Below are 26,954 nucleotides of genomic sequence, written 5' to 3' on the forward strand. Positions count from 1 at the left end.
TGCCGTGCCCCTCTCCTAGGCCAGGTGGAAGACCTCGGTCAACGGCCGCATCGCCTCGTCGGGCCGCTCACCGTCGAGCGCCTCGAAGTAGTCGGCCATCTCCGCCTGCCAGCGGGCGTTCACGTCGGTGGCCTCCATGGCGGCCTTCGCCGCCTCGAAGTCCTCGGTCTCCAGATAGCCGACGAGCAGGCCGTCCTGGCGCAGGAAGAGCGAGTAGTTGCGCCAGCCCGCCTCGCGCAGCGCGCGGAGCATGCCGGGCCACACGGTCTCGTGCCGCTCGCGGTACTCGTCCAGCCGGTCGGCGCGGACCTTCAGCAGAAAACAGACGCGCTGCACGGGCGTTCCCTCCCTGTCATGAGACCCCGTCAGAAGTCGAAGTCGTCGATGTTCTTCTTGTCGAAGACGGTGGGCGGGCCGAGGATGATCTCGCCGTTCTTGCCCACCGTGCGCTCGCCGAGCTTCCCCGCCTTGAACTTCTCGCCCTCCTTGCCGGTGATCTGGCCGGAGGCCAGCGCCGCGGCGGCGTAGGAGCCGAGGTAGCCGAGCTTCTTCGGGTCCCAGAGCGAGAACTGCTCGACGGTGTCGTCCTTGACGTACTTGCGCATCTGGTTGGGCGTGCCGAGACCGTTGAGGACGATCTTGCCCTTGTAGGAGGAGCCGCTGATGTAGCGCGCGGCGGCGGCGATGCCGACGGTGGTGGGCGAGATGATGCCCTTGAGCTTGGGGTACGCCTTCAGCAGGCCCTGGGTCTCCTGGAAGGACTTCTGGTCGTCGTCGTCCCCGTACGCGGTCTTGACCAGCTCCATGTCCTTGTAGGCGGGCTTCTTCAGCTCGTCCTTCATGAACTCGATCCAGGTGTTCTGGTTCGTCGCGTTCTGGGTGGCGGAGAGGATGGCGATCTGGCCCTTGTGGCCGATCTGTTCGGCGAGGTGCTGGACGAGGCTGCGGCCGATCTCCTCCGAGGACGCCTGGTTGATGAAGAGCTGGCGGCAGTCGGGGCTGGTGTCGGAGTCGTAGGCGACGACCTTGATGTCCTGCTTCATGGCCTGCTTGAGGGGGCCGCAGACGGCGTTGGGGTCGTTGGCGGCGATGAGGATGGCGTCCTGGCGCTGCTGCACGAGGGTGTTGATGTAGCTGACCTGCGAGGACGCCTTGGCGTCCGAGGGGCCGACCTCCTTGCCCACGCCGCCGTACTCCTTGGCGGCCTCGATGCCCGCCTCGTCGACGATCTTCTCGTAGGGGTTGTTGATCTGCTTGGGCAGGAAGGCCAGCTTCAGCCCCTTCTTCAGGGGCGCGTCCGGGTCGGCCTTCGTGTCCTGGGCCGCGCTCTTGGCGTCGTCCTTCGCGTCCTCCTTCGTCGTGCCGGAGCAGCCCGCGAGTGCGACGGAGAGCGCGCAGACGGAGGCTGTGGCGGCGAGGAGGCGTGGGGCGGTACGGATGTGCGGTCGCATGGTCAAGAGCCCTTCCGGGAGCGGGAGTTCAGGCGGGCGGGAGTTCAGGCGGACGGCTGGGGGGACTGCTGAGGGGCGGCGGCGGCGCGGCGGTGGCGGCGCTCGGTCACCACGGCGACCACCCTCGGGGTGAGCACGGAGGCGATCAGCAGCACCCCGGTCACGATGACCTGGATCTCGTTGGACACGTCGTTGAGCGTGAGGAGGTTGTTGAGCACCCCGATCAGCAGCACCCCGGCCACCGCGCCGCCCAGGGTGCCCTTGCCGCCGTTGAAGTCGATGCCGCCGAGCAGCACGGAGGCGATGACGACGAGTTCGAGGCCGAGTCCGTTGTCGGCGCGGGCGCTTCCGTAGCGCAGTGTGTAGACGATCCCGGCGAAGGAGGCCATGAAGCCGGTGACGACGAACAGCACGAGCTTGACGCGCTTGACCCGGATGCCCGCGAACCAGGCGGCGTCCTCCTGCGCGCCCACGGCGAACAGCGAGCGCCCGAACACGGTGCAGTGCAGCACCACGGCGGCGATCACGGCCAGGACGGCGAACAGCGCGACGGGGTAGGGCACGAAGGTGCCCGGCACCGTCTCCATATAGCCGGCCCACCGCGCGTAGGAGTCGGGGAACCCGGCCACCGCCTTGTTCCCCAGCACCACTGAGGCGAGCCCCCTGAAGAGGGTGAGGGTGCCGATGGTGACCGCGAGCGAGGGGAGGCCGACGCGGGTGACGAGCCAGCCGTTGAGCAGCCCGCCCAGCACACCGACGAGCAGACACAGCGGGACGATCATCTCGAAGGCCCAGCCCGCGTCCCACAGCGCGCCCGCGAGGGCGCTGGAGAGGCCGAGCATGGAGGCCACCGAGAGATCCACCTGCCCGGCGACGACGAGCAGCGTCATGGGCAGCGCGATCAGGGCGATCTCGGCGACGTCGTTGAGCGCCGCCGACAGGTTCTGGGTGTCGGCGAAGCCCTCCGTCGTCCCCCAGCCCGCGAGCAGCACGGCGGCCAGCAGGACGCCGACGGCCGTGTCCCAGCGCAGGAACCGGCCCCTGCCCGCGCGCTCCCCGTCGGCGGGCGCCTGACCCGCCTCCGGTGCCCGCTCGCGCGGCGCCGACGGGGTGGACGGGGTGGTGGGTGCGTTCATTTCCCGCTCCTCTTCCGCAGCGCCTCGGTGGTGCGGCTGCGTACGACCCGGTCGGTGCTGATGGCCGCCAGCAGCAGGACGCCCGTGATCGCCTGCTCCCAGAAGGGGTTGACCTTGAGGACGACGAGGGCGCTGCCCATGGTGGTGAGCAGCAGCGCGCCCAGGGCCGCGCCCCAGACCGTGCCGACGCCCCCGGTGATGGCGACGCCGCCCACGACGACGGCGCTGACCACCGTCAGCTCCCAGCCGTTGGCCGCGTCCGCGACGACGGTGCCGAAGCGGGCGAGCCACAGTGCGCCGGCGAACCCGGCGACGGCGCCCGAGAAGGCGTAGGCGGCGAGCACCCGGCGCCGGATCGGGATCCCGGCCAGCCGCGCCGCCTCCGGGTGGGAGCCGATGGCGTACAGCTCGCGGCCACCCCGGTAGGCGCGCAGGTAGTACGCCGTGCCCGCGAGGACCACGGCCGAGATCAGCGGCAGGTACGGGACGCCCAGGACGCTGCCGCTGCCCAGTTCCAGCACGCCGTCGGGCACGTTGGCCGCGTTGATCTGCTCCCCGTGCGCCCAGGCGTGCCCGACGCCCTGGATGACGTAGAGCATGCCGAGCGTGACGACCAGCGCGGGCACCTTGCCGAAGCTGACGAGGGCGCCGCTGACCAGCCCGCACAGCACGCCGAGCGCGGTACCGAGGAGGAGGACGGTGAGGGCGCTGTGGTCCGAGCCCGAGACGAAGCTGCCGCAGGCGAAGGCGGAGAGGCCGACGACGGAGCCGACGGACAGATCGATGTTGCGGGTGAGGACGACGACGGACTGGCCGACGGCGAGGAGCACCAGGATGGAGGAGTTGAGGAGGAGGTCCTTGACGCCCTGGTCGTCGAGGAATCCCGGGTTGGCGAGCCAGGTGCCCAGGACGAGGAGGGCGAGCGCCCCGCCGATGCTCAGTTCGCGGATGCGGAAGACCATGTCGGCGAGCGAGCGCGCCGAGCGCCCCTGCTCCGGGGACGGCCCCGCGTCGGGCGGGCGTTGCAGCGTCGCGCTCATGCGGCCCTGCCTTCCTGGGTGCGTCCCGTCGCCGCCGCCATGACGGACTCCTCGGTGGCCTCGGCGCGCGGGATCTCGGCGACGAGGCGGCCCTCGTGCATCACGAGCACGCGGTCGGCCATGCCGAGGACTTCGGGCAGGTCGGAGGAGACCATCAGCACCGCGAGCCCGTCGGCGGCGAGCGAGGAGAGGAGCCGGTGCACCTCGGCCTTGGTGCCGACGTCGATGCCGCGCGTCGGCTCGTCGACGATGAGTACGGAGGGGTCCGTGGCCAGCCACTTGGCGAGCACGACCTTCTGCTGGTTGCCGCCGGAGAGCACGCCGACGGTGTCGCTCAGCCGCTGGTACTTCAGCCGCAGCCGCACCGCCCAGTCGGCGGCGCGGCCCCGCTCCAGCGTGCGGCGCACCAGCCCGGCGCGGCCGAGCGGGCCCCCGCCGCCGAGCGCGCCGAGCCCGGTCAGCGCGATGTTGCGCTCGATGGACATCTCCATGACCAGGCCGCGCTGCCGCCTGTCCTCGGGCACCAGCGCGAGTCCGGCCGCCATGGCCCCGGTCGGCGAGCCGGGACGCAGGGTGGTGCCCGCGACCTCGACCTCGCCCGCGTCGGCGCGGTCCACGCCGAAGACGGCCTGCACGACCTCGCTGCGCCCGGCACCCACGAGCCCGGCGAGCGCGACGATCTCGCCCCTGCGCACGTCGAACGAGACATCGCGGAAGACCCCCTCGCGGGTCAGCCGCCGCACGCTGAGCGCGGTGGCGCCGACGCCGGCCTCCTGCTTGGGGTACAGCTCGCCCAGGTCGCGGCCGACCATGCGTCGCACGAGGTCGTCCTCGGTGAGCCCGTCGAGCGGTTCGGAGGCGACGAGGCGGCCGTCCCGCAGGGTGGTGACGCGCTGGCACAGCGCGAAGATCTCGCTGAGGCGGTGCGAGATGAACAGGACGGCCGCGCCCTCGGCCCGCAGCGTCTCGACGACGTCGAAGAGCCGCGCGGTCTCACTGCCCGTCAGCGCCGCCGTGGGCTCGTCCATGATGAGGACGCGCGCGTCGAAGGAGAGCGCCTTGGCGATCTCGACGATCTGCTGGTCGGCGATGGACAGCCCCCGCGCGGGGCGCGCCGGGTCGAGGTCGACGCCGAGGCGGCGCAGCAGCGCGGCTGTGGCGTCCCGTACGGCGGCGTGGTCCACGCGGCCGAGGCCGCGGCGCGGCTGGCGGCCCATGAAGATGTTCTCCGCGATGGAGAGGTCGGCGAAGAGCGTGGGCTCCTGGTAGATGACGGCGATGCCCGCGTCGCGCGCGTCGGCCGGGCCGTGGAACGCGGCGGGGGCACCGTCGAGCAGCACGGTGCCGGTGTCGGGCGCGTGCACACCGGCGAGGGTCTTGATGAGCGTGGACTTGCCCGCGCCGTTCTCGCCCGCGAGGGCGTGCGCCTCACCGGCACGCAGCTCCAGCGAGACGTCCTGGAGGGCGCGCACGCTGCCGAAGGACTTGTTCACCCCCTTGAGGGCGAGGACCGGCGCGGGGGCGCCGGACGGTGCGGGCTGGGTCATGGTGCTGCTCCTCCTGTGCTCCCCTGGATGCGGCGCGAAATGAAATGTTTCAAAGCGATTTCCGGGAAGCTAGCCCCGCCCACAGGACCCGTCAAGGGGGTGTGCAGCAGGTAAATCGGGGCGGTGTTCCGCGTCTTGACGCCGTGGGAAACGGGGCCATACGTTCCAGGCGCGTTGCATTGAATCGTTATTGCCCCTCGGCCGCGCCAGGACACGCGGCCACCCAGGAGGTGTGCACATTGATCAGCAGACGCCACATGATCGCCGGAGCCGCCGTCTCGGGCGCCTCGCTCACCGCACTGCCCCCGCTCACCCCCGCTGCCCTCGCCTCCGAGGGCAGCACGGCGGACGGCGGAGAGGGCGCACCGCTACGTGTCACGCGCACCACCACCGAGTACGCCGACCGCCCCCTCGGCCTGGACCTGGCACACCCCAGGCTGAGCTGGCGGCTGGACTCCCGGGCCCGCGACCAGTTGCAGCACGCCTACCAGATCCGGGTCGCCACCAGCCCAGGACGCCTCGGCGAGCCCGACGTGTGGGACAGCGGCAAGCAAGCCTCGCGCCAGTCCGTGCTCGTCCCCTACGAGGGCCCCGCGCCAGAGCCCCGCACCCGCTACCACTGGGCCGTGCGCGTCTGGGGCGCCGAGCGCGTACCCTCCGCCTGGAGCGCGCCCACCTGGTGGGAGACCGGGCCGATGGGCGACGAGCGGTGGCACGCCGGCTGGATCACCGCACCGCCCTCGCTCGTCGCGGCACCGTCACTGGAGGGCGTGCCCTGGGTCTGGTTCCCCGAGGCCGGGGGCGACCCCTCCCAGGCGCCCGCCGCCACGCGCTGGTTCCGCGCCACGGTGTCCCTGGCGGGCGGCGCCCCGGAGCGCGCCCGGCTGGTGATCGCCGCCGACGACGGCTTCACCGCGTACGTCAACGGCACCGAGGCCGCAGAGCGTGACACCCTCGCCGTGCACAAGAGCTGGAGCAACCCCGCGCTGGTCGACGTCACCGGGTATCTGCGCGAGGGCGACAACGTCCTCTCCGTCGCCGCCACCAACACCGAGCGGGGCGCCGCCGGACTGCTGGCGGTGCTGGAGGTCACCGCAGGCGGGGAGACCACGCGCTTCCCGACCGGTGCGGGCTGGAAGACCACCGACGAGGAGCCCGACGGCGGCTGGCGGGAACCCGGATACGACGACAGCGGCTGGCGCGGCGCGCGGACCGTGGGCACATGGGGCGACGGCCCGTGGGGCAAGGTCTCCCCCGCCCAGACGGCAGCGCAACTGCGCCGCGTCTTCCACCTCCCCGGCCGCAAGATCGCCCGCGCCCGCCTCTACGCCACCGCTCTGGGCCTCTACGAGGCGCACCTCAACGGCGAGCGTGTGGGCCGCGATCTGCTCACCCCCGGCTGGACGGACTACGGCAAGCGCGTCGCGTACCAGGCGTACGACGTCACCGGAGCACTGCGGCGTGGCGAGAACGCGCTCGCCGTCACGCTCGCGCCCGGCTGGTACGCGGGCAACATCGGCTGGTTCGGGCAGCGCCACTACGGCGAACACCCGGCGCTGCGCGCCGAGTTGGAGGTCACCTACGCCGACGGCGGAACCGCCCGCTTCGTCACCGACGAGGAGTGGCGCACGGCCACGGGCCCGCTGATGAGCGCCGATCTGCTGATGGGCGAGGAGTACGACGCGCGCCTGGAGACGCCGGGCTGGACCTCCCCCGGCTTCGACGACGGCGACTGGCGGCCCGCCGTGGCCGCCTCCGGCGTCGAGGCGGAGACGGTGCACATGACGGACGCGCCGACGCGGCTGATGAAGGAGGTACCGGCGAAGAAGGTCACCGAGGTGTCACCCGGCGTCTTCCTCTTCGATCTGGGCCAGAACATGGTCGGCGGGGTGCGCCTGAAGGTCGCGGGAGGGGCGGGAAAGGCGGGCACCCGGGTCCGGATCCGGCACGGGGAGGTCCTGGACGCGGACGGCTCCCTCTACGTCGCCAACCTGCGCGCGGCCCGTCCCGTCGACACCTACACCCTCAAGGGGACGGACGGTACCGAGGTCTACGAGCCGCGCTTCACCTTCCACGGCTTCCGCTACGTCGAGCTGAAGGGCTACCCCGGCACACCCTCGCGCGAGGCGGTCACGGGTCTGGTGGCGCACACGGCGGCGCCCTTCACCATGGACTTCTCCACCGACGTGCCGATGCTGAACCAGTTGCACAGCAACATCACCTGGGGCCAGCGCGGCAACTTCCTGTCCATACCGACCGACACCCCTGCGCGCGACGAGCGCCTGGGCTGGTCGGGCGACATCAACGTCTTCGCGCCCACCGCCGCCTACACGATGGAGTCCGCGCGCTTCCTCTCCAAGTGGCTCCGGGACCTGCGCGACGGGCAGACGGCCGAGGGCGCCGACGCGGGGGCCTTCCCCGACGTCGCCCCGTTCGTCGGCCCCGTCGGCAAGGGCGTCGCGGGCTGGGGCGACGCGGGCGTCACCGTGCCGTGGAGCCTGCACCAGGCGTACGGGGACCTGCGGGTGCTGGAGGAGAACTGGCCCGCGATGCGCGCGTGGATCGCGTACCTGGAGAAGCACAGCGAGGGCCTGCTGCGCCCGGCCGAGGGCTACGGGGACTGGCTGAACGTCGAGGACGAGACTCCCAAGGACGTCGTCGGCACGGCCTACTTCGCGCACGCCACCGACCTCACCGCGCGCACGGCAAGGCTGCTGGAGCAGGACGCGGGCCCGTACGAGGAGTTGCTCGGCCGGATCAAGGCCGCCTTCCGCGCGGCGTTCGTCCAGGCCGGGGGACGGATCAAGGGCGACACCCAGACCGCCTACGTACTGGCCCTGTCGATGGATCTGCTGCCGGACGCGGCGGCACGGCGCGCTGCTGCCGACCGGCTGGTCGAGCTGATCGAGGCCAAGGGCGGGCACCTGTCCACGGGCTTCCTCGGCACACCCCGGCTGCTGCCCGCGCTCACCGACGCCGGGCACACGGACGTGGCCTACCGGCTGCTGCACCAGCGCACCTTCCCCTCCTGGGGCTACCAGATCGAGAACGGCGCGACGACGATGTGGGAGCGCTGGGACTCCGTCAAGCCGGACGGGAGCTTCCAGGACGTCGGGATGAACTCCTTCAACCACTATGCCTACGGCTGCGTTGGCGAGTGGATGTACCGCAACATCGCGGGCATCGCGCCCGGCGAGCCCGGCTTCCGCGAGATCACCGTACGCCCGCGCCCCGGCGGTGAGGTGCGCACGGCCGACGGCAGGTTCGACTCGCTCTACGGCCCCGTCACCACGCACTGGACGCGCGGTGAGGGGGGCCGCTTCACGCTGACGGTGAGCGTTCCGGTCAACACGACGGCGCGGGTGTGGGTGCCCGCGGCGAAGGAGTCCGACGTGGCCCAGGAGACCGCCAGGTTCCTCCGTATAGAGGACGGCTGCGCGGTCTTCGCGGCGGGCTCCGGCAGCCACAGGTTCACCACCGGCACCTGACCGGGCAGGACGCGGCGCGGGCAGCGCAACAGCCCGCGCCGCGCACCCTCTTGACGGCGGTCACCTGCACAACTAGCTTTCTTGAAACGTTTCATGGTTCATGGAATTCCCAGCCGCCGCCCGCACCGAGGAGACGCATGTCAGAGCCAGACCTGTCCGGACTGCCGGACCCTTCGGCCGTGAAGGCCGCGCTGAAGTCCCAGCGGATCGAGACCCCTTCGTGGGCGTACGGCAACTCCGGTACGCGCTTCAAGGTGTTCGCGCAGCCCGGTGTGCCCCGTACCCCCGAGGAGAAGCTCGACGACGCGGCACGCGTGCAGGAGCACACCGGGGTCGCCCCCGTGGTGGCCCTGCACATCCCCTGGGACAAGGTGGACGACTACGCCGCGCTGGCGGCCTACGCCAAGGAGCGCGGGCTCACGCTGGGCGCCGTCAACGCCAACGTGTTCCAGGACGACGACTACAAGCTCGGCTCCGTCGCGCACCCCGACGCCGCCGTCCGCCGCAAGGCGCTCGGCCATCTGCTGGAGTGCGTCGACATCATGGACGCGACCGGCTCCCGCGATCTGAAGCTGTGGTTCGCCGACGGCACCAACTACCCGGGCCAGGACGACATCCGCTCCCGTCAGGACCGGCTCGCCGAGGCGCTGGGCGCGGTGTACGAGCGGCTGGGCGAGGGCCGGCGCATGCTGCTGGAGTACAAGCTCTTCGAGCCGTCCTTCTACTCGACCGACGTGCCCGACTGGGGCACCGCCTACGCGCACTGCCTCAAGCTCGGCGAGAAGGCGCAGGTCGTCGTGGACACCGGGCACCACGCGCCGGGCACCAACATCGAGTTCATCGTCGCGACGCTGCTGCGCGAGGGGAAGCTCGGCGGCTTCGACTTCAACTCCCGCTTCTACGCCGACGACGACCTGATGGCGGGCGCAGCCGACCCCTTCCAGCTCTTCCGCATCATGTACGAGGTCGTGCGTGGGGGAGGATACGGACCGGGCTCGGACATCGCCTTCATGCTCGACCAGTGCCACAACATCGAGCCGAAGATCCCCGCCATCATCCGCTCGGTGATGAACGTCCAGGAGGCCACGGCCAAGGCACTCCTCGTGGACGGCGAGGCACTGGCGGCGGCGCAGCGCGCGGGCGACGTGCTCGGCGCGAACGGCGCCCTCATGGACGCGTTCCACACCGACGTGCGGCCACTGCTCGCCGAAATCCGCGAGGAAATGGGCCTGGACCCGGACCCGATGGGCGCGTACGCGCGCTCCGGCTGGGCCCAGAAGATCACCGAAGAGCGCAAGGGCGGCCGGCAGGCCGGCTGGGGAGCGTAAGGGACACGATGGCAGACCGGAACCCGCACACCGAGCAGACCGCGCAAGCCGCGCAGACCAAAGCCCTGCTGGAGCGCTCGCACCGGCTGGGCGCCGACCCGCGCAACACCAACTACGCGGGCGGCAACACCTCCGCCAAGGGCACCGCGACCGACCCGGTCACCGGCTCGGACATCGAGCTGATGTGGGTCAAGGGCTCGGGCGGCGACCTGGGCACCCTCACCGCCGGCGGGCTCGCTGCCCTGCGCCTCGACCGGCTGCGCGCGCTGCCCGGGGTGTATCCGGGCGTGGAGCGCGAGGACGAGATGGTCGCCGCCTTCGACTTCTGCCTGCACGGCAGGGGAGGCGCCGCGCCGTCCATCGACACGGCCATGCACGGGCTCGTCGACGCCGCGCACGTGGACCACCTCCACCCCGACTCCGGTATCGCGCTGGCCTGCGCGGCCGACGGGGAGAAGCTGACGGCCGAGTGCTTCGGCGACACGGTGGTGTGGGTGCCCTGGCGGCGCCCCGGCTTCCAGCTCGGCCTGGACATCGCCGCCGTGAAGGAGGCCAACCCCCGGGCGGTGGGCTGTGTGCTGGGCGGGCACGGCATCACCGCGTGGGGTGACACCTCCGAGGAGTGCGAGCGCAACTCGCTGCACATCATCCGTACCGCCGAGGCGTTCCTCGCGGAGCGCGGCAGGCCGGAGCCGTTCGGGCCCGTGAGGGAGGGGTGGGCGCCGCTGCCCGAGGGGGCGCGCAGGGAGCGGGCGGCGGCGCTCGCGCCCGTCGTGCGGGGGCTGGCCTCCACCGACAGGGCGCAGGTCGGGCACTTCACGGACTCCGACGTGGTGCTGGACTTCCTCTCCCGGCGCGAGCACCCGAGGCTGGCGGCGCTGGGCACCTCGTGCCCCGACCACTTCCTGCGCACCAAGGTGCGTCCGCTCGTGCTGGACCTGGCGGCCGACGCGCCGCTGGAGGAGGCCGTCGCGCGGCTGCGGGAGCTGCACGAGGAGTACCGCGCCGAGTACCGCGCCTACTACGAGCGGCACGCGGACGAGGACTCGCCCGCCATGCGCGGCGCCGACCCGGCGATCGTGCTGGTGCCCGGGGTCGGGATGTTCTCCTTCGGCAAGGACAAGCAGACGGCGCGGGTCGCGGGCGAGTTCTACGTCAACGCGATCAACGTCATGCGGGGCGCCGAGGCGGTGTCCTCGTACGCGCCGATCGAGGAGTCGGAGAAGTTCCGCATCGAATACTGGGAGCTGGAGGAGGCCAAGCTGCGCCGGATGCCCGCGCCCGAGCCGCTGGCCACCCGGGTGGCGCTGGTGACGGGCGCCGCTTCGGGCATCGGGCGGGCCATAGCGGAGCGGCTGGTGGCCGAGGGCGCGTGCGTGGCGGTGGCAGACCGGGACGCGTCGAGCGCCGAGCGGGTCGCCGAGGAGCTGGGCGGCGCGGACAAGGCGGTCGCGGTCGCGGTGGACGTCACCAGCGAGGAGCAGATCGCCGCCGCTTTCCGGGAGGCGGTGCTGGCCTTCGGCGGGGTGGACCTGCTCGTCAACAACGCGGGCATCTCGCTGTCCAGGCCTCTGTTGGAGACCACGGCGGAGGACTGGGACCGTCAGCACGGCATCATGGCGCGCGGCTCCTTCCTGGCCTCGCGTGAGGCGGCGCGGGTGATGACGGCGCAGGGCATGGGCGGTGACATCGTCTACATCGCGTCCAAGAACGGGGTGTTCGCGGGGCCCGACAACATCGCCTACGGCGCCACGAAGGCCGATCAGGCACACCAAGTGCGGCTTCTCGCGGCCGAGCTGGGCGAGCACGGCATCCGCGTCAACGGGGTCAACCCGGACGGGGTGGTGCGCGGCTCCGGCATCTTCGCCGGCGGCTGGGGGGCGCAGCGCGCGGCCGTGTACGGGGTGCCGGAGGAGAAGCTGGGCGAGTTCTACGCACAGCGCACCCTGTTGAAGCGGGAGGTGCTGCCCGAGCATGTGGCGAACGCGGTCTATGTGCTCACCGGCGGCCATCTCTCGCACACCACCGGGCTGCACATCCCGGTCGACGCGGGGGTGGCAGCCGCCTTCCTCCGCTGAGCGGAGGCCGTCCGCGCCGTCCGCATCGCTGGGGTGCTGCGCCCCTTCCGGTCCCGAACCCCGGTGGCCGACAGGTCTGTGGGGGACCGTCGGCCACCGGTCAGCGCCCACCGTTCCCGTGAGGTCCGCCGTGCCACCTTCCCGTAAACCAGCGGCGGCTGCTGCCGCCACACTTTCCCGTTCCGGCGCGTTCGCCGCCGTCGACCTGGGCGCGTCCAGCGGGCGTGTCATGGTCGGCACCGTCGCACCGGACGCGCTGGAGCTGCGGGAGGCGCACCGCTTCCCCAACCGCCCCGTCCGCACGCGCGGCACCCTGCACTGGGACGTCCTCGCGCTGTACGCGGGCGTGCTGGACGGGCTGCGCGCGGCGGGTCCCGTGGCGTCCGTGGGCATCGACTCGTGGGCGGTGGACTACGGCCTCCTCGACGCCGACGGCGCGCTGCTCGGCAACCCCGTCCACTACCGCGACGCGCGCACCGAGGGTGTGTCCGAGCGGGTGGCGCGGGTGCTGCCGCCCGCCGAGCTGTACGCGGCCACGGGGCTCCAGCATCTGCCGTTCAACACCGTCTACCAGCTCGCCTCGGCCGAAGGCAGCGCCCAACTGGCCGCAGCAGACGCCCTGTTGCTCATCCCCGATCTGCTGACGTACTGGCTGACGGGCGAGCGCGGCACCGAGCTGACGAACGCCTCCACCACCCAGCTCATCGACCCCCGCACCCGCGACTGGTCCCCCGCCGTGGCCGACGCGCTCGGCATCCCCCTGTCCCTCTTCCCGCCGCTGCGCGGGCCCGGGGACCCGGCGGGCGAGCTGCTGCCCGCCGTGCTGGAGGAGACGGGGCTGCCGGGGCCCGTGCCGGTCACGGCCGTCGGCTCGCACGACACCGCCTCCGCCGTGGCCGGGGTGCCCGCGACGGGCGAGCGGTTCGCGTACATCGCGACGGGCACCTGGTCGCTGGCCGGGCTCGAACTCGACGCGCCGGTGCTGACGGAGGAGAGCCGCCGCGCCAACTTCACCAACGAGCTGGGCGTGGACGGCACCGTCCGCTATCTGCGCAACATCATGGGGCTCTGGCTGCTCCAGGAGTGCCTGCGCGACTGGGAGACGCGCGGCAGGCGCCACGACCTGGACGCGCTGCTGCGCGAGGCCGCCGCCGCTCCCCCGCTGCGCTCGGTGGTCGACGCGGGCGACCCCGCGTTCATCGCGCCGGGCCGGATGCCCGAGCGGATCGCCGACGCGTGCCGGGAGCTGGGCGACCCCGTGCCCCGTACGGACGGGGAGACGGTGCGGTGCGTCCTGGACTCGCTGGCGCTGGCGCACCGCAGGGCCCTGGAGGACGCGCGGGAGCTGTCGGGGCGCGACGTCGACACGGTGCACATCGTCGGCGGCGGAGCGCGCAACGCGCTGCTGTGCCAACTGACGGCCGACGCCTGCGGTCTGCCGGTGGTCGCGGGGCCCGCGGAGGCGGCGGCGCTCGGCAATGTGCTCGTCCAGGCGAGGGCCCGCGGTGTGCTGCACGGCGACATGCCAGAGCTGCGACGTCTGCTTCACAAGACCCAGCCGCTGCGGCAGTATGAACCCTCATCAGGCGATCATGGAACTCCGGCGGCGTGGGGCCGGGCCGCGGCCCGGCTCGCCGGCCGGGACCGACGGAAGGAGGGGCTGTGCGGGTAGCCCTCTTCGTGACCTGCGTCAATGACACGCTCTACCCCCGCACGGGCCAGGCGGTCGTCACCCTGCTGGAGCGCCTGGGTGTGGAGGTCGACTTCCCGCAGGAGCAGACGTGCTGCGGCCAGCCGCAGTACAACACCGGGTACAAGCGCCAGACCGCACCCCTGGTGAAGCGCTACTCCGATGTCTTCCGTGGCTACGACTACGTCGTCGTCCCCTCCGGGTCCTGCGCCGCGATGGTGCGGGACAACTACCCGCGCGTCGACGCACGGGGTACGGCCGATGTGGTGGCGCGCACGTACGAGCTGACGGAGTTCCTCGTCGACGTGCTGGGTGTGACGGACGTGGGCGCCTACTACCCGCACACCGTCACCTACCACCCGACGTGTCACGGCCTGCGGATGCTGGGCCTGGGCGAGCGGCCCAGAAAGCTGCTGGAGGCCGTGAAGGGGCTGGAGCTGAGGGAGCTGGAAGGCGCGCGGGAGTGCTGCGGCTTCGGTGGCACCTTCGCGGTCAAGAACGCCGCCGTCTCCGCCGCGATGGGCACCGACAAGGCCCGTCACATCGAGGAGACCGGCGCGGACGCCGTGTGCGCGGTGGACAACTCCTGCCTGATGCACATCGGCGGCACCCTGTCCCGGCGCGCCCGGCGCGGCACCGGGGTGCGCTCCGTCCACCTCGCCGAGATCCTGGCCAGCACCGAGGAGGCCCCGCTGTGAGCGGTACGTATCTGGGCATGCCGTCCTTCCCCAGGGCGGCCGAGAAGTCGACCCGCGACCAGCAACTGCGCGGCAACCTGCGGCACGCCACGCACACCATCCGCGCCAAGCGCGAGCGCGCCGTCACGGAGCTGGACGACTGGGCGGAGCTGAGGCGGGCGGGCGCGGCGGTCAAGGACCGGGTGCTGCGGCATCTGGACCACTACCTGGAGCAATTGGAGGAGGCCGTCGTCGCCGCAGGCGGCCAGGTGCACTGGGCGGCCGACGCGGAGGAGGCCAACCGGATCGTCACCCGGCTCGTGCGGGAGACCGGCGAGACCGAGGTGGTCAAGGTCAAGTCCATGGCCACCCAGGAGATCGGGCTCAACGAGGCGCTGGCGGAGGCGGGGATCAGCGCGTACGAGACGGACCTGGCCGAGCTGATCGTGCAGCTCGGCGACGATCTGCCCTCGCACATCCTCGTCCCCGCCATCCACCGCAACCGCGACCAGATCCGCGACATCTTCCGCCGTCATATGGGCAAGTGGGGCCGTCCCGCGCCCGAGAACCTGTCCGACGAACCCGCCCAGCTCGCGGAGGCGGCGCGGCTGCATCTGCGGGAGAAGTTCCTGCGCGCGAAGGTCGGCGTCTCCGGGGCCAACTTCATGGTGGCCGAGAGCGGCACCCTCGTCGTGGTGGAGTCCGAGGGCAACGGGCGGATGTGCCTGACGCTGCCCGAGACCCTGATCTCGGTGGTGGGCATCGAGAAGATCGTGCCCACCTGGCGGGACCTGGAGGTCTTCCTCCAGTTGCTGCCCCGCTCCTCGACCGCCGAGCGGATGAACCCCTACACCTCCACCTGGACGGGCACGACCGACGGCGACGGCCCCCGCACCTTCCACCTGGTGCTGCTGGACAACGGCCGCACCGACACCCTCGCCGACACAGTGGGCCGCCAGGCGCTGCGCTGCATCCGCTGCTCGGCGTGCCTGAACGTGTGTCCGGTCTACGAGCGCGCGGGAGGCCACGCCTACGGGTCGCCCTACCCGGGGCCGATCGGCGCGATCCTGACACCTCAACTTCGCGGCGTGGGAAGCGAGTTGGACGCGTCGCTGCCGTACGCCTCCTCGCTGTGCGGGGCGTGCTACGAGGTGTGTCCCGTCGCCATCGACATTCCCGAGGTGCTGGTGCATCTGCGCAGCCGGGTGGTCGAGGGCGGGCCTGTGACGGTGCGCGGGCAGCGGACGACGGTCAAGCCCGCGAAGGGGCACGCGGCGGAGCGTGCGGCCATGCGCGCAGCGCGGTGGGCGCTGGACCGGCCGCGGGTGCTGCGCGCGGGGCAGCGGCTGGCCTCGCGGGCGCGCCGTCTGGAGCCGCGGCGGCTGCCGGGGCCCGGCAGCGCGTGGACGGACTCCCGCGATCTGCCCGCGCTGCCCGCCGAGCCGTTCCGCGACTGGTGGCGGCGCACGCGCGGGGAGGGCTCTCCGGGCGGGCGCGGCGGCGGAGGGGGCGCCGGAAGCGGAGGGGGCGCTGGAAGCGGAGGGGGCGCTGGAAGCGGAGGGGGCGCTGGAAGCGGCCGTACCGGTTCCGCCGCCCGAGCCTGGAGCACACGGGACAGCGAGGGGGACACGCCGTGAGCAGCCGTGACGTCGTCCTCGACCGGGTACGCCGCGCGCTGGCGGACGTGCCCCGCGACGAGCGCCCGGACCAGGCCGCCGTCCCCCGCGACTACCACCGCACGCACGCCACCCGCACCCCCGCCCAGACGGCCGACCTCCTCGCGGAGAACCTGGCCGACTACCGCGCACTGGTCCACCGCACCGACGCGGCCGGGCTGTCCGCCACCCTCGCGGGGCTGCTGCGGGCGCGCGGCACGCGCAGCGTCGTCGCGCCCGACGGGGTACCGGCTGCGTGGCTGCCGGACGACATCGAACGGGTCGCGGACGCGGCCGACGCGACGCCCGTCGCGCTCGACGCCGTGGACAGCGTGGTCACCGGCTGCGCCGTCGCCATCGCCGAGACCGGCACCCTCGTCCTGGACGCGGGTCCCGACCAGGGACGCAGGCGCGTCACGCTCGTCCCCGACCACCACATCTGCGTGGTGCGGGTGCCGGAGCAGGTCGTGGAGTCCGTGCCGCAGGCACTGGAGCGGCTCGACCCGGCACGCCCGCTGACCTGGATCTCGGGCCCCTCCGCGACGAGCGACATCGAACTCGACCGCGTGGAGGGCGTGCACGGCCCCCGCACCCTTGAGGTGGTCCTGGTGGAGGACGCGTAGCCGACGGGGGGCGAGGGCGGGGGCTCCGCGCAAGGCCGCTGCATCCTACAGCTAGTCTTCGTGTGCGGACGGCCGCACCCGCGCGGGGCGCCCCGGCCCCGCACCGGCCCGCACCACGCTCGTCACGGGAGGCAGCCATGGACCAGTCCCCAGTTGAAGCCGCCGAAGCCACGGGGGCCCGGCAGAGCCCGGCGGTCGTCGCCCTCGACGGCGTCGGCGTCCGGCGCTTCACCACGGGGCAGGTCATCCTCGACGGCATCGACTGGAGCGTCGGCCCCGGCGAGCACTGGGCGCTGCTGGGCGCGAACGGCGCGGGCAAGACCACCCTGCTCAAGCTGATCGGCGCCACCATGCACCCCACGGAGGGCACCGTCTCCGTGCTCGGGCACCGGCTCGGCCGGGTCGACGTACGGGAGCTGCGCGCCCACATCGGCCACGTCTCCACCGCTCAGCGGGTCCCGCAGGACGCGAGCGCGCACACGGTGGTGCTCACGGGGGCCACGGGCACGGTGCAGCCGCTGTGGAAGGCGTACGACGACGAGACACGGCAGCGCGCCGACGAGCTGCTGACCGAGCTGGACTGCAAGGAACTGGCCGAGCGGCCCTTCGGCGTGTGCTCGGGCGGTCAGCGCGCCCGCGTCCTCATCGCCCGCGCCCTGATGCCGGACCCCTCGCTGCTGCTGCTCGACGAGCCGTTCAACGCGCTCGACCTGCCCTCGCGCGAGGACCTGATCGACGCGCTGCGCCGCCTGGCCGCCGAGCGCCCCGCCCTGGCGACGGTGACCGTCACCCACCACCTGGAGGAACTGCCGCCGACGACCAGCCACGCCCTGCTGCTGCGCGAGGGCAGGACCCGGGCACGGGGCCCGGCCGATGAGGTCCTCACCGGCGAGGAGATGACCGCGTGTTTCGGCCGCCCCATCGAGGTCACCCGACAGGACGGCCGGTGGCTGGCCCGCTCCGGGCGACGCTAGGCCGGACTGTCCCGGCGCCGCCCGGAGTGCCACGGAGCCCCTCTCAGCGCGGGGCTCGCGGGGCCCCCTTCACGCCCGCCTCACCGTCTCCTCCCGCTCACAGCGGCTTGACCCGCACGTCGCGGAACGAGACGACGTCCGACGTGCTGTGGGTCTGGAGGCCGATGTAACCGGCGTCGCGCAGGCGGCCTTCGCTGCCCGGGTCGTCGTCGCGTGGGGGCGAGAAGAGCTGGCCCGGGGTGTTGTCGAACTCGTTGATCAGGGTGCCGTTGCGGTAGACCGAGTAGTGCTGGCCCTCCACGCGGATCTCATAGTCGTTCCAGGTGCCCTTGGGGGTCACCAGGGCGTCTCCCCTGTTGACGAGGTCGAAGCCGTAGACGGAACCGGTCTTGTACTGGTCTCCGTTCTCGTCGTCGAAGATCTGCACCTCGTGTCCGTACTTGATGGCCGCCCACTCCGGGCGCGGCTCCTCGGGGTGGTCGCGCGGGTCGGGGAAGCGGACGAAGACGCCGCTGTTGGCGCGGGAGCCGACCGGGGCCGCGTCGAGGAACTGGAGCTTGAGCGAGAAGTCCCCGTAGCGCTTCTTCGGGAACCAGAGCATGCCCATGCCCTCGGCGTCGGTGCTGCTGGTCATCGTGCCGTCGCTCTCCAGCTCGAAGCCTCCGCCGCCCGCCTGTGCCCAGTTGTTGAAGGAGGCGGGGGTGCCGTCGAAGATCTTCTCGTAGCCCTTGCCGTCGCCGATGCCGGAGTCCTTGGCGGCCTGGATGATCTTCGTCCGTTCGGCCTCGTCGACGAAGCCGTCGGCCAGCAGTTCCGCGGTCACCTCGCGCACGTGCCGCAGGAAGGCCGTGGTGGTCTTCCAGGCGCGCTCGTCCTCGATCACCTCGTTGATCCTGCACCCCTCCCGCACCTCGCGGTTGGGCACCTGGGTGATCTTCTCGCCGACGGCGACCAGCGGCCGGTCGTCGCGCTCGGGGCACTCGGGGTCCGGCGGGTTGCCGCCGTCCTCCACGATGGTGAAACGGGTCTCCTTCGCCTCGGAGGAGTTGCCCGCCTTGTCCCGGGCCCGGTAGGTGACGGTGTGGTCGCCGACGGCGTGGACCATGAACGGGGCGGAGTACGGGGTGAACTCGCCGCCGTTGACGGCGTATTCGACGGCGTCGACGCCCGAGCCCGCGTCCGTCGCGTTCAGGGTGACCGTCGCCATGGCGACGTAGTCGCCGTCCGCGTTGCGCTCTCCGTCGACCCTGGCCGTCACCTGGGGCGGGGTGGTGTCCTCGGGTGCCGCGACGACGGTGAACGTCTCCGTCTTCTCGGCCGAGACGTTGCCCGCCTTGTCGGTGGCGCGGTAGCGGACGGTGTGCTCGCCCGGGGTGTTGACGACGACGGGCGCGGTGTAGGCGGTGTAGGCGCCGCCGTCGAGCGCGTACTCCACCTTGTCGACGCCGGAGGAGTCGTCGGTGGCGTCGAGTGTCACGGTCGCGGCGCCCACGTAGGCGCCGTCGGCGTTCTGCTCGCCCGCGACCTCGGCGGCCACCTCGGGCGCCGTGGTGTCCTCGCCGCCTCCGCCGGTGACGACGAGTTCGCCCTGCATGGTGCCGTGTCCCGGGATGGCGCAGTAGTAGTGGTAGACGCCGGGGGTGAGGGTCACGGTGGTCTCGTGCTTGCCGCCGTTGGCGTCGTTGGGGTTGGCGAGGATGTTGACGTTGACGTCGTTGTTGTACTCGGGGTCCGACGTGGTGAACGTCAGGGTGTGCGGCATGCTCGTGGTGTTGCCCGTGGCCGCGCTGTTCTCGAAGACGAGGGTGGCCTCGCCCGCCACGGCCGTGGCGGGTGCCGAGGTGTACTCGGTGATGCTGTCGCCCGCCGTCCACGTCAGCGTCTGCGCTGCCGCCGCCCCGTCGGGCGCCCCCGGTGGCTGCTGCGCCTGGGCCGGTGGCAGGGCGACCAGGCAGAGCGCGGCGGCGCACAGGGCCGCCAGCAGCGCGGTGATCCGGCGCGCACGCGCGGGCCCCCGTACGGGTCCTCGCGCGGTTCCCCGTACGGGCCCTCGCGCGGGGACCGGTCCGGGTCTCCGTCCGTGCGGCGTACGGCCGCCGCTCCCCTGGCGTGTCGCCGCGCCCTCTCTTCGGCGCCCGCGCCACCGCGCCGTCACCGCCGTCACCGCCGTCAGGGACGGCAGGCCCGCCCGCTTCGCTCGTGTCACTCGCATCGCGTCTCCCTCCTCCTCACGACTCACGATCCCTGCTCACCGAGGTAGTCCTTGGACAGCGGGGTGGGCGGACCGCCCTTGTACGTCACGCGCCACAGCGCCGAGGCGGAGTCGGCGTTGAAGAAGCCGCGCCCGTAGTCCAGGACGTAGAGCGAACCGTCGGGTGCGAAGCGCCAGTCCATGAGGTTGCGGATGCCGCCCTCGCCCGCCGGGATGATCTTGTCGAGGCTCTCCGCGTGGACGGGCAGGCCGCCGCTGGCCGCGTTGCCGGGATCGAGGACGACGCCGTGCCGCGGCTGGTCGCCGTCGTAGAAGTCGCCCACGAACCACTTGCCGTCCCAGTAGGCGGGCCACTTGACGTCGCTGTCGCTCTTCTCGCTGTAGCGGTAGACGGGGCCGTTCATGGTGGCCTGGCCGCCGCCCTTGAGCCACGGGAGGCGCAGCGTCTGCTCGTCCAGCTTGTAGCTGGGCACGCCGTTGGCGTCGCGCGGGAAGTCGGGGGCGCCGCCCTGCGGCGAGTACCAGATGTTGTTGCTGCGGGCCGGCGGGATGTTCACCAGGCCGTCGTTGTTGGGGGACTCGTTCTTGAGGTGGTCGCAGTCGTACCAGCCCAGGGGCTTGCTGGGGTCGGGCAGGTTGCGGTCGCGGTAGGGCTGCTTGTTGCCCATGCAGTACGGCCAGCCCTGGTTGCCCGCCTTGGTCATCACCGCGAACGTGTCGTACTTCGCGGGGCCCCAGGTGGTGCTGGGCTCGCCCGCGTCGGGGCCGACCCAGCCCGCGTAGAGCCAGTCCGTCTTCTTGTCCACGAAGATCCGCGCCGGGTTGCGCACACCCATCACATAGATCTCCTCGCGGGTCTTGCCCCCGCCCTCCTCCTCGCCGGTGAAGAGGTTGCCCTCGGGGACGGTGTAGGTGCCGTCGCTCTCGGGGTGGATGCGCAGGATCTTGCCGTTGAGGTTGTTGGTGTTGCCCGCGGTGCGGCGCGCGTCGGCGAAGGAGGTGCCGGCGAACTGCGGTTCCGGGTTGTTGCCGGAGTAACCGCCGCTGAACTGCGAGGAGTTGTTGTCGCCGGTGGCGATGTAGAGGTTGCCCTTGGAGTCCCAGTCCATGCCGCCGCCCGCGTGGCAGCAACTGTGGATCTGCACGGGCCACTTCAGCAGCGTCTTCTCGGATGCCACGTCGAGCTTGTTGGTGGCCGGGTCGAGGGTGAAGCGGGAGACGCGGCGCTCGGCCATGTGCGCGGTCCGGTCGATGCCGGAGTGCGGGGTCCAGTGGAGGTAGACCCAGCCGTTGTCGAGGAAGTCCGGGTCGAGGGCGATGCCGAGCAGCCCCTCCTCGTTCTTGACCAACTCCTCGCCCCCGCCCTTGTTACCGAACACGTCGAGGGTCCCGGCCTGGATGACCTTCTTGGTCTCCGGGTCGTAGACGTGGACGGTGCCGGGGCCGAGCCCGATCTTCGGGTCGTTCCAGTCGGTGACCACGGGTGCGTTGGGCATGCCGCCACCGCGGCCGATGTAGACGACGCGGCCGTCGTCGGCGATGTCGAGCCCGTGCGGCTCGCCGATCTGGTCGAGCTGGTCGCCGGTGTTGGGCTGGGTGACGCGCTCGGCCGCGTAGTTCGCGGTGATGGTGGCCTGGCAGTCGGCGCGCGCGAGGCGGGTGGTCCACAGCATCGCGCCGCGCAGGTGCTTGCGGAAGTTGTTCTCGGTGAACGTCGAGGCGGTGCCGCCCATGCCGCTGTAGAAGGACCGTCCGCCGTCGTAGTCGCGGCACCAGGAGACGGGGTGGTCCCAGCCCTCCGCGCCCTCGCCCGGAGAGTACGAACTCTCGCGCACCCTGGCCACGGTGTGGACCTCACCGCTGGGGTTCTTCTGCCAGTTGGTCCAGCTGTCCTTGCGGCTCCACTCCAGCGGCAGGTCCTCCGTCGCGGGGTGCGTGCGGTCCCCGACCTCGACGACGGCCTTCTGCGCCGCCGGCGCCGCGCCCTCCTCGGGGCGGGCCCCGAACAGTCCGGTGAACCACTCGTCGCCGGGCTGGGCGCGGGCCGCGTCGTGCAGGCCGAGGAAGCCGCCGCCCGCACGGACGTAGCGCTTGAACGCCCTCGTCTGGTCACTGTTGAGCAGGTCGCCCTCGGCCGAGAGGAAGGTGACCGCGTTGTACTGCTGCAACTCGCGCTGGTTGAAGACTCCGGGGTCGCTGGTGACGTCGACCCTGATGCGCTCCGCCGCCGGAGCGTCGTTCCCGATCTTCAGGATCGCCGAAACCGCGGCCTCCGTGCGCTCGCGTGGCGCGTCCTTGCCGTGGAAGACCAGCATCCGGGCGTCCTCGCCGCCCGGCACCTCCCGTGCCTGCCCTGTCTGCTTCGGCTCCTGCGCTCCTGCCTGCCCGGTCAGGGCAGGCGCACCTCCCAGCAGCGACATGATCACGGTGGCGGCCAGCGCGTAAACGCCTCGTCTGTGCCGCATGGTTCGCCCACCTCTCATAGGTGACAGCAACGCCAAAGGAAGCTAGACCCCTTTTGCCGGTACGCCAATGGCTATGACCGTAAAAGACAGAACTTTGTCCAGAGGGTGGGCAAACTCTCGATCAGTTCCTAACATGAAGCGCCGTCAGAGCCCCCCGAAAGGCGACCGAGCCCGGAGGGCGGCCAAGGACGACCGAGGAAGGCCAGCGCATGTCGCGACCCCGCTTCTCCCGGCGCTCGTTCACCAGCGGAGCGGCCATCGCCGCGCTCGCTCCGGCCACCCTGACCGCCGCCGCCTCGCAGCGGAACGAGGCGACGGCGGCCCCCACCAAGGACCGGAGCATCACCCTCTACGCCGAAGCGCTTCCCGACGGACAGATGGGCTACGGGCTGGAACCGGGCAGGGCCACCATCCCCGGGCCGCTGCTGGAGATGTACGAGGGCGACACGATGGAGATCGAGTTCGTCAACAACCTCGACGTCACCGCGAGCCTCCACGTCCACGGCGTCGACTACGAGATCACCAGCGACGGCACCAAGCTGACCGGCAGCACGGTGGCGCCGGGCGAGAGACGCACGTACGTCTGGAAGACGCACGCTCCGGGCCGCCGCGCCGACGGCTCGTACATGCCGGGCAGCGCGGGCTACTGGCACTACCACGACCACATCGTCGGCACCGAGCACGGCACCGGCGGGCTCCAGAAGGGGCTCTACGGCCCGCTGGTGGTGCGCCGCAGAGGCGACATCCTCCCCGACAAGCAGTTCACGATCGTCTTCAACGACATGACCATCAACAACCGGACGGGGCGCCCCGGCGACGCGGCGCCGGACTTCACGGCGAAGATCGGGGAGCGCGTCGAGTTCATCTCGATCACGCACGGCGAGTTTTACCACACGTTCCACATCCACGGTCACCGCTGGGCCGACAACCGCACGGGCCTGCTCACCGGGCCCGACGACCCCAGCCGCGTCATCGACAACAAGATCACCGGCCCGGCCGACTCCTTCGGCTTCCAGGTGCTCGCCGGTGAACACGTGGGCCCCGGCAAGTGGATGTACCACTGCCACGTCCAGAGCCACTCGGACATGGGCATGGCCGGGCTCTTCATCGTGACGGACGAGAACGGCGACGTGCCGGGCGGCGGAGGGGGCGGGCACGGAGGACACACCGCGCGACAGGGTTCGGACACGGACTCGGGCTCGGATACGGGCGGGGACCCGGGCTCGGACGCGGGCGGGGAGCACGGCGCCGGGCACGGTCACCACTGAGGGGCCGGGCTCCTGAGCCGGTCCGCAGGTCAGGGTCCTTCGGGCGAAGGGCCTAGGTCCGCGGCCGGTTACGTTCCCCGCGCGCGGCACCTACCGTCGGCCCCATGGAGACACACCGGCCCACACCGCCCCCGCCACCCCTTCCCGACCGCACCGGCACCCTCGACGAGGCACTGGAGCGGCTGCACGCCTCGGGCCCCGAACGCGACGGCTGGCTGAGCAACCACGCGCCCATGGCCGTGGAGGCGCTGGTCCGCAACGGACAGGCCGGGACCGTGCACCGCTGGATCGACCGCTACCGGGACAAGCTGGAGGACATGCCGGAGCTGGCCTCACCGGTGACGGAGGACAACTGGCAGGAGGCGCTGGGCGATCCCCGGCGCCTCGCCGACTGGACCGTCCACTTCACCAGGCGGCTCGCCGAGTCGCCCTGGCGCGACGTGCTCGCCGAGTGGTGGCCCCGACTGCTGCCCGGCATCTCCGGCGGCGCGACCCACCCCGTGATCCGTACGGGGCACGCCGTACGCACCCTGCTCGACGGAGAGGAGACAGCGCCGCGCCGCGCGGAACTGGCCCACGCCCTCGGCTACTGGGCCGCGCGGCACCACTTCCTCACGGGCGTCGGGACGCTGCACACGGGCGCCGACGAGGGCGCGAGCGGGGGCACGGCCGAGGGCACCGAGGGAGCGGCCGACCAGGCCGACCGGGCCGACCCGGCGGGGGCCGTGCTCGCCTCCGTACCGCGCATCTGCGAGCAGAGCGGCGGCATCCAGGAACGTCTCGGCCGCATCGGCGCGCTACCCCGGCGGCCGGGACCCCACTCCCCCGGACCCGAGGAGACACGGGCCGCGCTGGCCGCACTCGTCCGCGCCGCGACCCACCGCTACGCCACCCACGCACACGGCCAGCCCGTCATGCTCGTCCACGCGGCGACCGCGCCCAACGCCGTGCTGCGCACCCTCCCCGCGCTCCCCCGCGCACTGTGGCTGCCCAGCCTCGACGCGGCCTGGACGGTGAGCACGGCGATCGTGGCCGCCTACGGTCCCGCCGAGGGCGCCCCCGCGCCCGCTCACGGATCGGGGCACGGTCCCGCGACGACCGAGGAGGTCTTCGCCCTGGCGGCGGCACACGGCGACGAACACACCGTCAAACTCGCGGACACCGCCCTCGACGTGGTCTCCGCCTACGGCGCCGACGACGGCCCGACACTGGGCGCCGTGCTGCGCGCCGTGGAACTGATCGAGCCGCTGTTTCCCGTACCGGGGCGCGGGTCCGTGTTCCGGTGAGGCAGGGGCCGAACGCGCCGGGCTACGAGGCGAACGCGGCGTAGGAGCGGTCGTCGAAGAGGACGAACCTGATCTCCTCGGCCTCGGTGTCCGCCTGCCGCACCGTCTCCAGGGCGATGCGGGCGCCGTCGTCCAGGGGCCAGCCGTAGACGCCGGTGGAGATGGCGGGGAAGGCCACCGAGCGGGCGCCGAGTTCGTCGGCCACGCGCAGGGACTCGCGGTAGCAGGAGGCCAGCAGTTCGGAACGGTCCTCGCTCTGCGACCACACGGGGCCGACCGTGTGGATCACCCAGGTGGCGGGGAGCCGTCCCGCCGTGGTGGCCACCGCCTGCCCCGTCGGCAGCCCCTTGCCGTACTCCGGGGAGCGGCGCAGCACGCGGCACTCCGCGAGGATCTCGGGCCCGCCCTTGCGGTGGATGGCGCCGTCGACACCGCCGCCGCCGAGCAGTGAGGAGTTGGCGGCGTTCACCACGGCGTCGACGTCCTGCTCGGTGATGTCGCCCTGGACCAGGGTGATGTTCGGCTTGGCCATACGGGTCATCCTCGCACCGCCGCGCCTGTCATTGCGCGCACCTGTGGCGGTGTGCGCGCACTCTGGCTGGCACCGTCACGTTCGGATAGCTTTCGCCACCGGCCCTCTCCCGCCCGCCTGCGCCGTCCCGCCACCGGAAGGAAGTCCGCGATGCCCCGTATCCCCTCCCGCCGCTCGCTCCTCGTCGGCGGTGCCACGGCGGCGCTCGGCGCCCCGCTGCTCGGCCAGGGCCCGGCGTCGGCGGCGGACCCGACGGACACGGCGTCGGACACGGACGCGACGGACGGGACCCGGCGCGTCACGCCCGGTGCCGATGTCGCCGCCGCGCAGGGGTGGCGGATGCTGCGCGGGCGCAAGGTCGGCGTCATCAGCAACCCGACCGGGGTCCTGCGCGACACCAGCCACATCGTGGACTCGATGGCCGCCCGCGACGAGCTGGACATCGTCGGCGTCTTCGGCCCCGAACACGGCTTCCGGGGCAGTGCCCAGGCGGGCGAGTCGGAACCGGAGTTCAAGGACCCGCGCACCGGGCTCACGGTCTACGACGCGTACGGCGCGGACGACAAGAAGATGGCCGAGCTGTTCAGGAAGGCCGGGGCCGACACGATCGTCTTCGACATCCAGGACGTCGGCGTCCGCTTCTACACCTACATCTGGACGATGTACCACGCGATGACCGCAGCCCGCGCCACCGGTGCCTCCTTCCTCGTCCTGGACCGGCCCAACCCGATCGGGCGCAGGGCCGACGGGCCGATGATGACGGAGGAGTACACGTCGGGCGTCGGGCTGAAGCCGGTCGTCCAGCAGCACGGGATGACCGTCGGGGAGCTGGCCCGCTACTTCAACGGGAAGCTGCTGCCCGAGGACGGCGCCGGTGGGCAGGTCGAGCTGGACGTGGTGCGCGTCCAGGGCTGGAACCCGGACTCCCTCGCCCAGGACCACGGGCTGCCGTGGGTGCCGCCCTCCCCCAACATGCCCACGGCCGACACCGCCACCGTGTACGCGGGAACCGGCTGGTTCGAGGGCACCAACCTCTCCGAGGGGCGTGGCACGACCCGCCCGTTCGAGTTCATCGGCGCCCCCTACCTCGACCACCGCTACAGCGACCGCCTCAACGCGCACGGGCTGCCGGGCGTCCGCTTCCGCGAGGGCTACTTCGTGCCGACGTTCAGCAAGTTCACGGGCAAGACCTGCGCGGGCGTCCAGATCCACCTCACCGACCCACGGCGCTACCGGCCCGTCGAGACGGCCGTCGCCATGCTGGTGGAGGCACGCGGGTACGAGGGCTTCGCCTGGCGCAAGGACGACTGGGACAAGGAGCGCCCGTACTGGATCGACAAGCTGTCCGGCTCGCCCCGGCTGCGCGAGATGATCGACCAGGGCGCGTCCGCGGAATCGGTCAGCGCGGCGTGGGAGCGTGAGGTCCGCGCGTTCGAAGCCGAGCGGCGCCCGTATCTGCTCTACCGCTGAGCCCGGTCCGCTCCACCGGGCACGGGCCACGCCG

The 26,954-nt window shown here is 72.1% G+C and carries 19 protein-coding genes; 11 read left to right on the plus strand and 8 right to left on the minus strand.

Annotated features, from left to right (window positions below):
• Nucleotides 1-15 precede the first annotated feature (15 nt).
• Genes ACWGJ2_RS23940 through ACWGJ2_RS23960 form a run of 5 tightly spaced genes read right to left on the minus strand, consistent with a single transcriptional unit; the run spans nucleotide 16 to nucleotide 5,174 of the window.
• Nucleotides 16-336, minus strand: a complete 321-nt coding sequence (locus ACWGJ2_RS23940) for an L-rhamnose mutarotase (protein ID WP_453348238.1) — start codon at nucleotides 334-336, stop codon at nucleotides 16-18.
• A 29-nt stretch (nucleotides 337-365) separates the two neighbouring features.
• Entirely contained in the window at nucleotides 366-1,451 is a 1,086-nt protein-coding gene (rhaS, locus tag ACWGJ2_RS23945; protein WP_453348239.1) for a rhamnose ABC transporter substrate-binding protein, read from the minus strand.
• 44 nt (nucleotides 1,452-1,495) lie between these two features.
• Nucleotides 1,496-2,587 carry an ABC transporter permease gene (locus ACWGJ2_RS23950; protein WP_453348240.1) on the minus strand — a complete coding sequence of 364 codons (1,092 nt, stop codon included), beginning with the start codon at nucleotides 2,585-2,587 and terminating at the stop codon, nucleotides 1,496-1,498.
• Nucleotides 2,584-3,627 (minus strand): ABC transporter permease, encoded by a 1,044-nt coding sequence (locus tag ACWGJ2_RS23955; RefSeq protein ID WP_453348241.1) that lies wholly within the window; start codon nucleotides 3,625-3,627, stop codon nucleotides 2,584-2,586. Before ACWGJ2_RS23955 ends, ACWGJ2_RS23950 begins: the two co-directional genes overlap by 4 nt.
• Nucleotides 3,624-5,174: a sugar ABC transporter ATP-binding protein gene (locus ACWGJ2_RS23960; RefSeq protein WP_453348242.1), complete on the minus strand. Its 1,551-nt coding sequence runs from the start codon at nucleotides 5,172-5,174 to the stop codon at nucleotides 3,624-3,626. Before ACWGJ2_RS23960 ends, ACWGJ2_RS23955 begins: the two co-directional genes overlap by 4 nt.
• Nucleotides 5,175-5,413: 239 nt before the next feature.
• Between ACWGJ2_RS23960 and ACWGJ2_RS23965 the strand changes: the two genes are divergently transcribed.
• From ACWGJ2_RS23965 to ACWGJ2_RS24000, 8 genes are all read left to right on the plus strand, one after another.
• Nucleotides 5,414-8,662, plus strand: a complete 3,249-nt coding sequence (locus tag ACWGJ2_RS23965; protein WP_453348243.1) for an alpha-L-rhamnosidase — start codon at nucleotides 5,414-5,416, stop codon at nucleotides 8,660-8,662.
• Nucleotides 8,663-8,799: 137 nt separating this feature from the next.
• On the plus strand, nucleotides 8,800-9,990 hold the full coding sequence (rhaI, locus tag ACWGJ2_RS23970; RefSeq protein ID WP_453348244.1) for an L-rhamnose isomerase: 1,191 nt from the start codon (nucleotides 8,800-8,802) through the stop codon (nucleotides 9,988-9,990).
• An 8-nt stretch (nucleotides 9,991-9,998) separates the two neighbouring features.
• The gene (locus tag ACWGJ2_RS23975; protein WP_453348245.1) at nucleotides 9,999-12,068 is read left to right on the plus strand and encodes a bifunctional aldolase/short-chain dehydrogenase; all 2,070 of its coding nucleotides are present in this window, start codon (nucleotides 9,999-10,001) and stop codon (nucleotides 12,066-12,068) included.
• A 229-nt stretch (nucleotides 12,069-12,297) separates the two neighbouring features.
• On the plus strand, nucleotides 12,298-13,740 hold the full coding sequence (locus tag ACWGJ2_RS23980; RefSeq protein ID WP_453348286.1) for a rhamnulokinase: 1,443 nt from the start codon (nucleotides 12,298-12,300) through the stop codon (nucleotides 13,738-13,740).
• Nucleotides 13,731-14,456, plus strand: coding sequence for a (Fe-S)-binding protein (locus ACWGJ2_RS23985; protein WP_453348246.1), 726 nt, complete (start codon nucleotides 13,731-13,733; stop codon nucleotides 14,454-14,456). The genes ACWGJ2_RS23980 and ACWGJ2_RS23985 overlap by 10 nt, the downstream gene beginning before the upstream one ends.
• Nucleotides 14,453-16,072 (plus strand): lactate utilization protein B, encoded by a 1,620-nt coding sequence (locus ACWGJ2_RS23990; RefSeq protein WP_453348247.1) that lies wholly within the window; start codon nucleotides 14,453-14,455, stop codon nucleotides 16,070-16,072. Before ACWGJ2_RS23985 ends, ACWGJ2_RS23990 begins: the two co-directional genes overlap by 4 nt.
• A complete protein-coding gene (locus tag ACWGJ2_RS23995; RefSeq protein WP_453348248.1) occupies nucleotides 16,069-16,713 on the plus strand; it encodes a LutC/YkgG family protein in 645 nt (214 codons plus the stop codon). Before ACWGJ2_RS23990 ends, ACWGJ2_RS23995 begins: the two co-directional genes overlap by 4 nt.
• Nucleotides 16,714-16,850: 137 nt before the next feature.
• Nucleotides 16,851-17,687: an ABC transporter ATP-binding protein gene (locus ACWGJ2_RS24000; protein WP_453348249.1), complete on the plus strand. Its 837-nt coding sequence runs from the start codon at nucleotides 16,851-16,853 to the stop codon at nucleotides 17,685-17,687.
• A 97-nt stretch (nucleotides 17,688-17,784) separates the two neighbouring features.
• Here ACWGJ2_RS24000 and ACWGJ2_RS24005 read toward each other — a convergent pair whose 3' ends face one another.
• Both ACWGJ2_RS24005 and ACWGJ2_RS24010 read right to left on the minus strand, forming a co-directional pair.
• Nucleotides 17,785-19,671, minus strand: a complete 1,887-nt coding sequence (locus ACWGJ2_RS24005) for an OmpL47-type beta-barrel domain-containing protein (RefSeq protein ID WP_453348287.1) — start codon at nucleotides 19,669-19,671, stop codon at nucleotides 17,785-17,787.
• A 251-nt stretch (nucleotides 19,672-19,922) separates the two neighbouring features.
• Complete coding sequence (locus ACWGJ2_RS24010; protein WP_453348250.1) at nucleotides 19,923-22,364, minus strand: ThuA domain-containing protein; 2,442 nt, start codon at nucleotides 22,362-22,364, stop codon at nucleotides 19,923-19,925.
• A 209-nt stretch (nucleotides 22,365-22,573) separates the two neighbouring features.
• On the opposite strand from ACWGJ2_RS24010, the gene ACWGJ2_RS24015 reads away from it, so the two are divergent.
• Together ACWGJ2_RS24015 and ACWGJ2_RS24020 are read left to right on the plus strand one after the other, a co-directional pair.
• A complete protein-coding gene (locus tag ACWGJ2_RS24015; RefSeq protein ID WP_453348251.1) occupies nucleotides 22,574-23,632 on the plus strand; it encodes a multicopper oxidase domain-containing protein in 1,059 nt (352 codons plus the stop codon).
• A gap of 104 nt (nucleotides 23,633-23,736) precedes the next feature.
• Nucleotides 23,737-24,918: a questin oxidase family protein gene (locus tag ACWGJ2_RS24020; protein WP_453348252.1), complete on the plus strand. Its 1,182-nt coding sequence runs from the start codon at nucleotides 23,737-23,739 to the stop codon at nucleotides 24,916-24,918.
• 22 nt (nucleotides 24,919-24,940) lie between these two features.
• Here ACWGJ2_RS24020 and ACWGJ2_RS24025 read toward each other — a convergent pair whose 3' ends face one another.
• The gene (locus ACWGJ2_RS24025; protein ID WP_453348253.1) at nucleotides 24,941-25,450 is read right to left on the minus strand and encodes an O-acetyl-ADP-ribose deacetylase; all 510 of its coding nucleotides are present in this window, start codon (nucleotides 25,448-25,450) and stop codon (nucleotides 24,941-24,943) included.
• Nucleotides 25,451-25,600: 150 nt separating this feature from the next.
• On the opposite strand from ACWGJ2_RS24025, the gene ACWGJ2_RS24030 reads away from it, so the two are divergent.
• On the plus strand, nucleotides 25,601-26,920 hold the full coding sequence (locus tag ACWGJ2_RS24030; RefSeq protein ID WP_453348254.1) for an exo-beta-N-acetylmuramidase NamZ family protein: 1,320 nt from the start codon (nucleotides 25,601-25,603) through the stop codon (nucleotides 26,918-26,920).
• Nucleotides 26,921-26,954: the final 34 nt, after the last annotated feature.

This window comes from Streptomyces sp. NPDC054796, assembly GCF_053611545.1.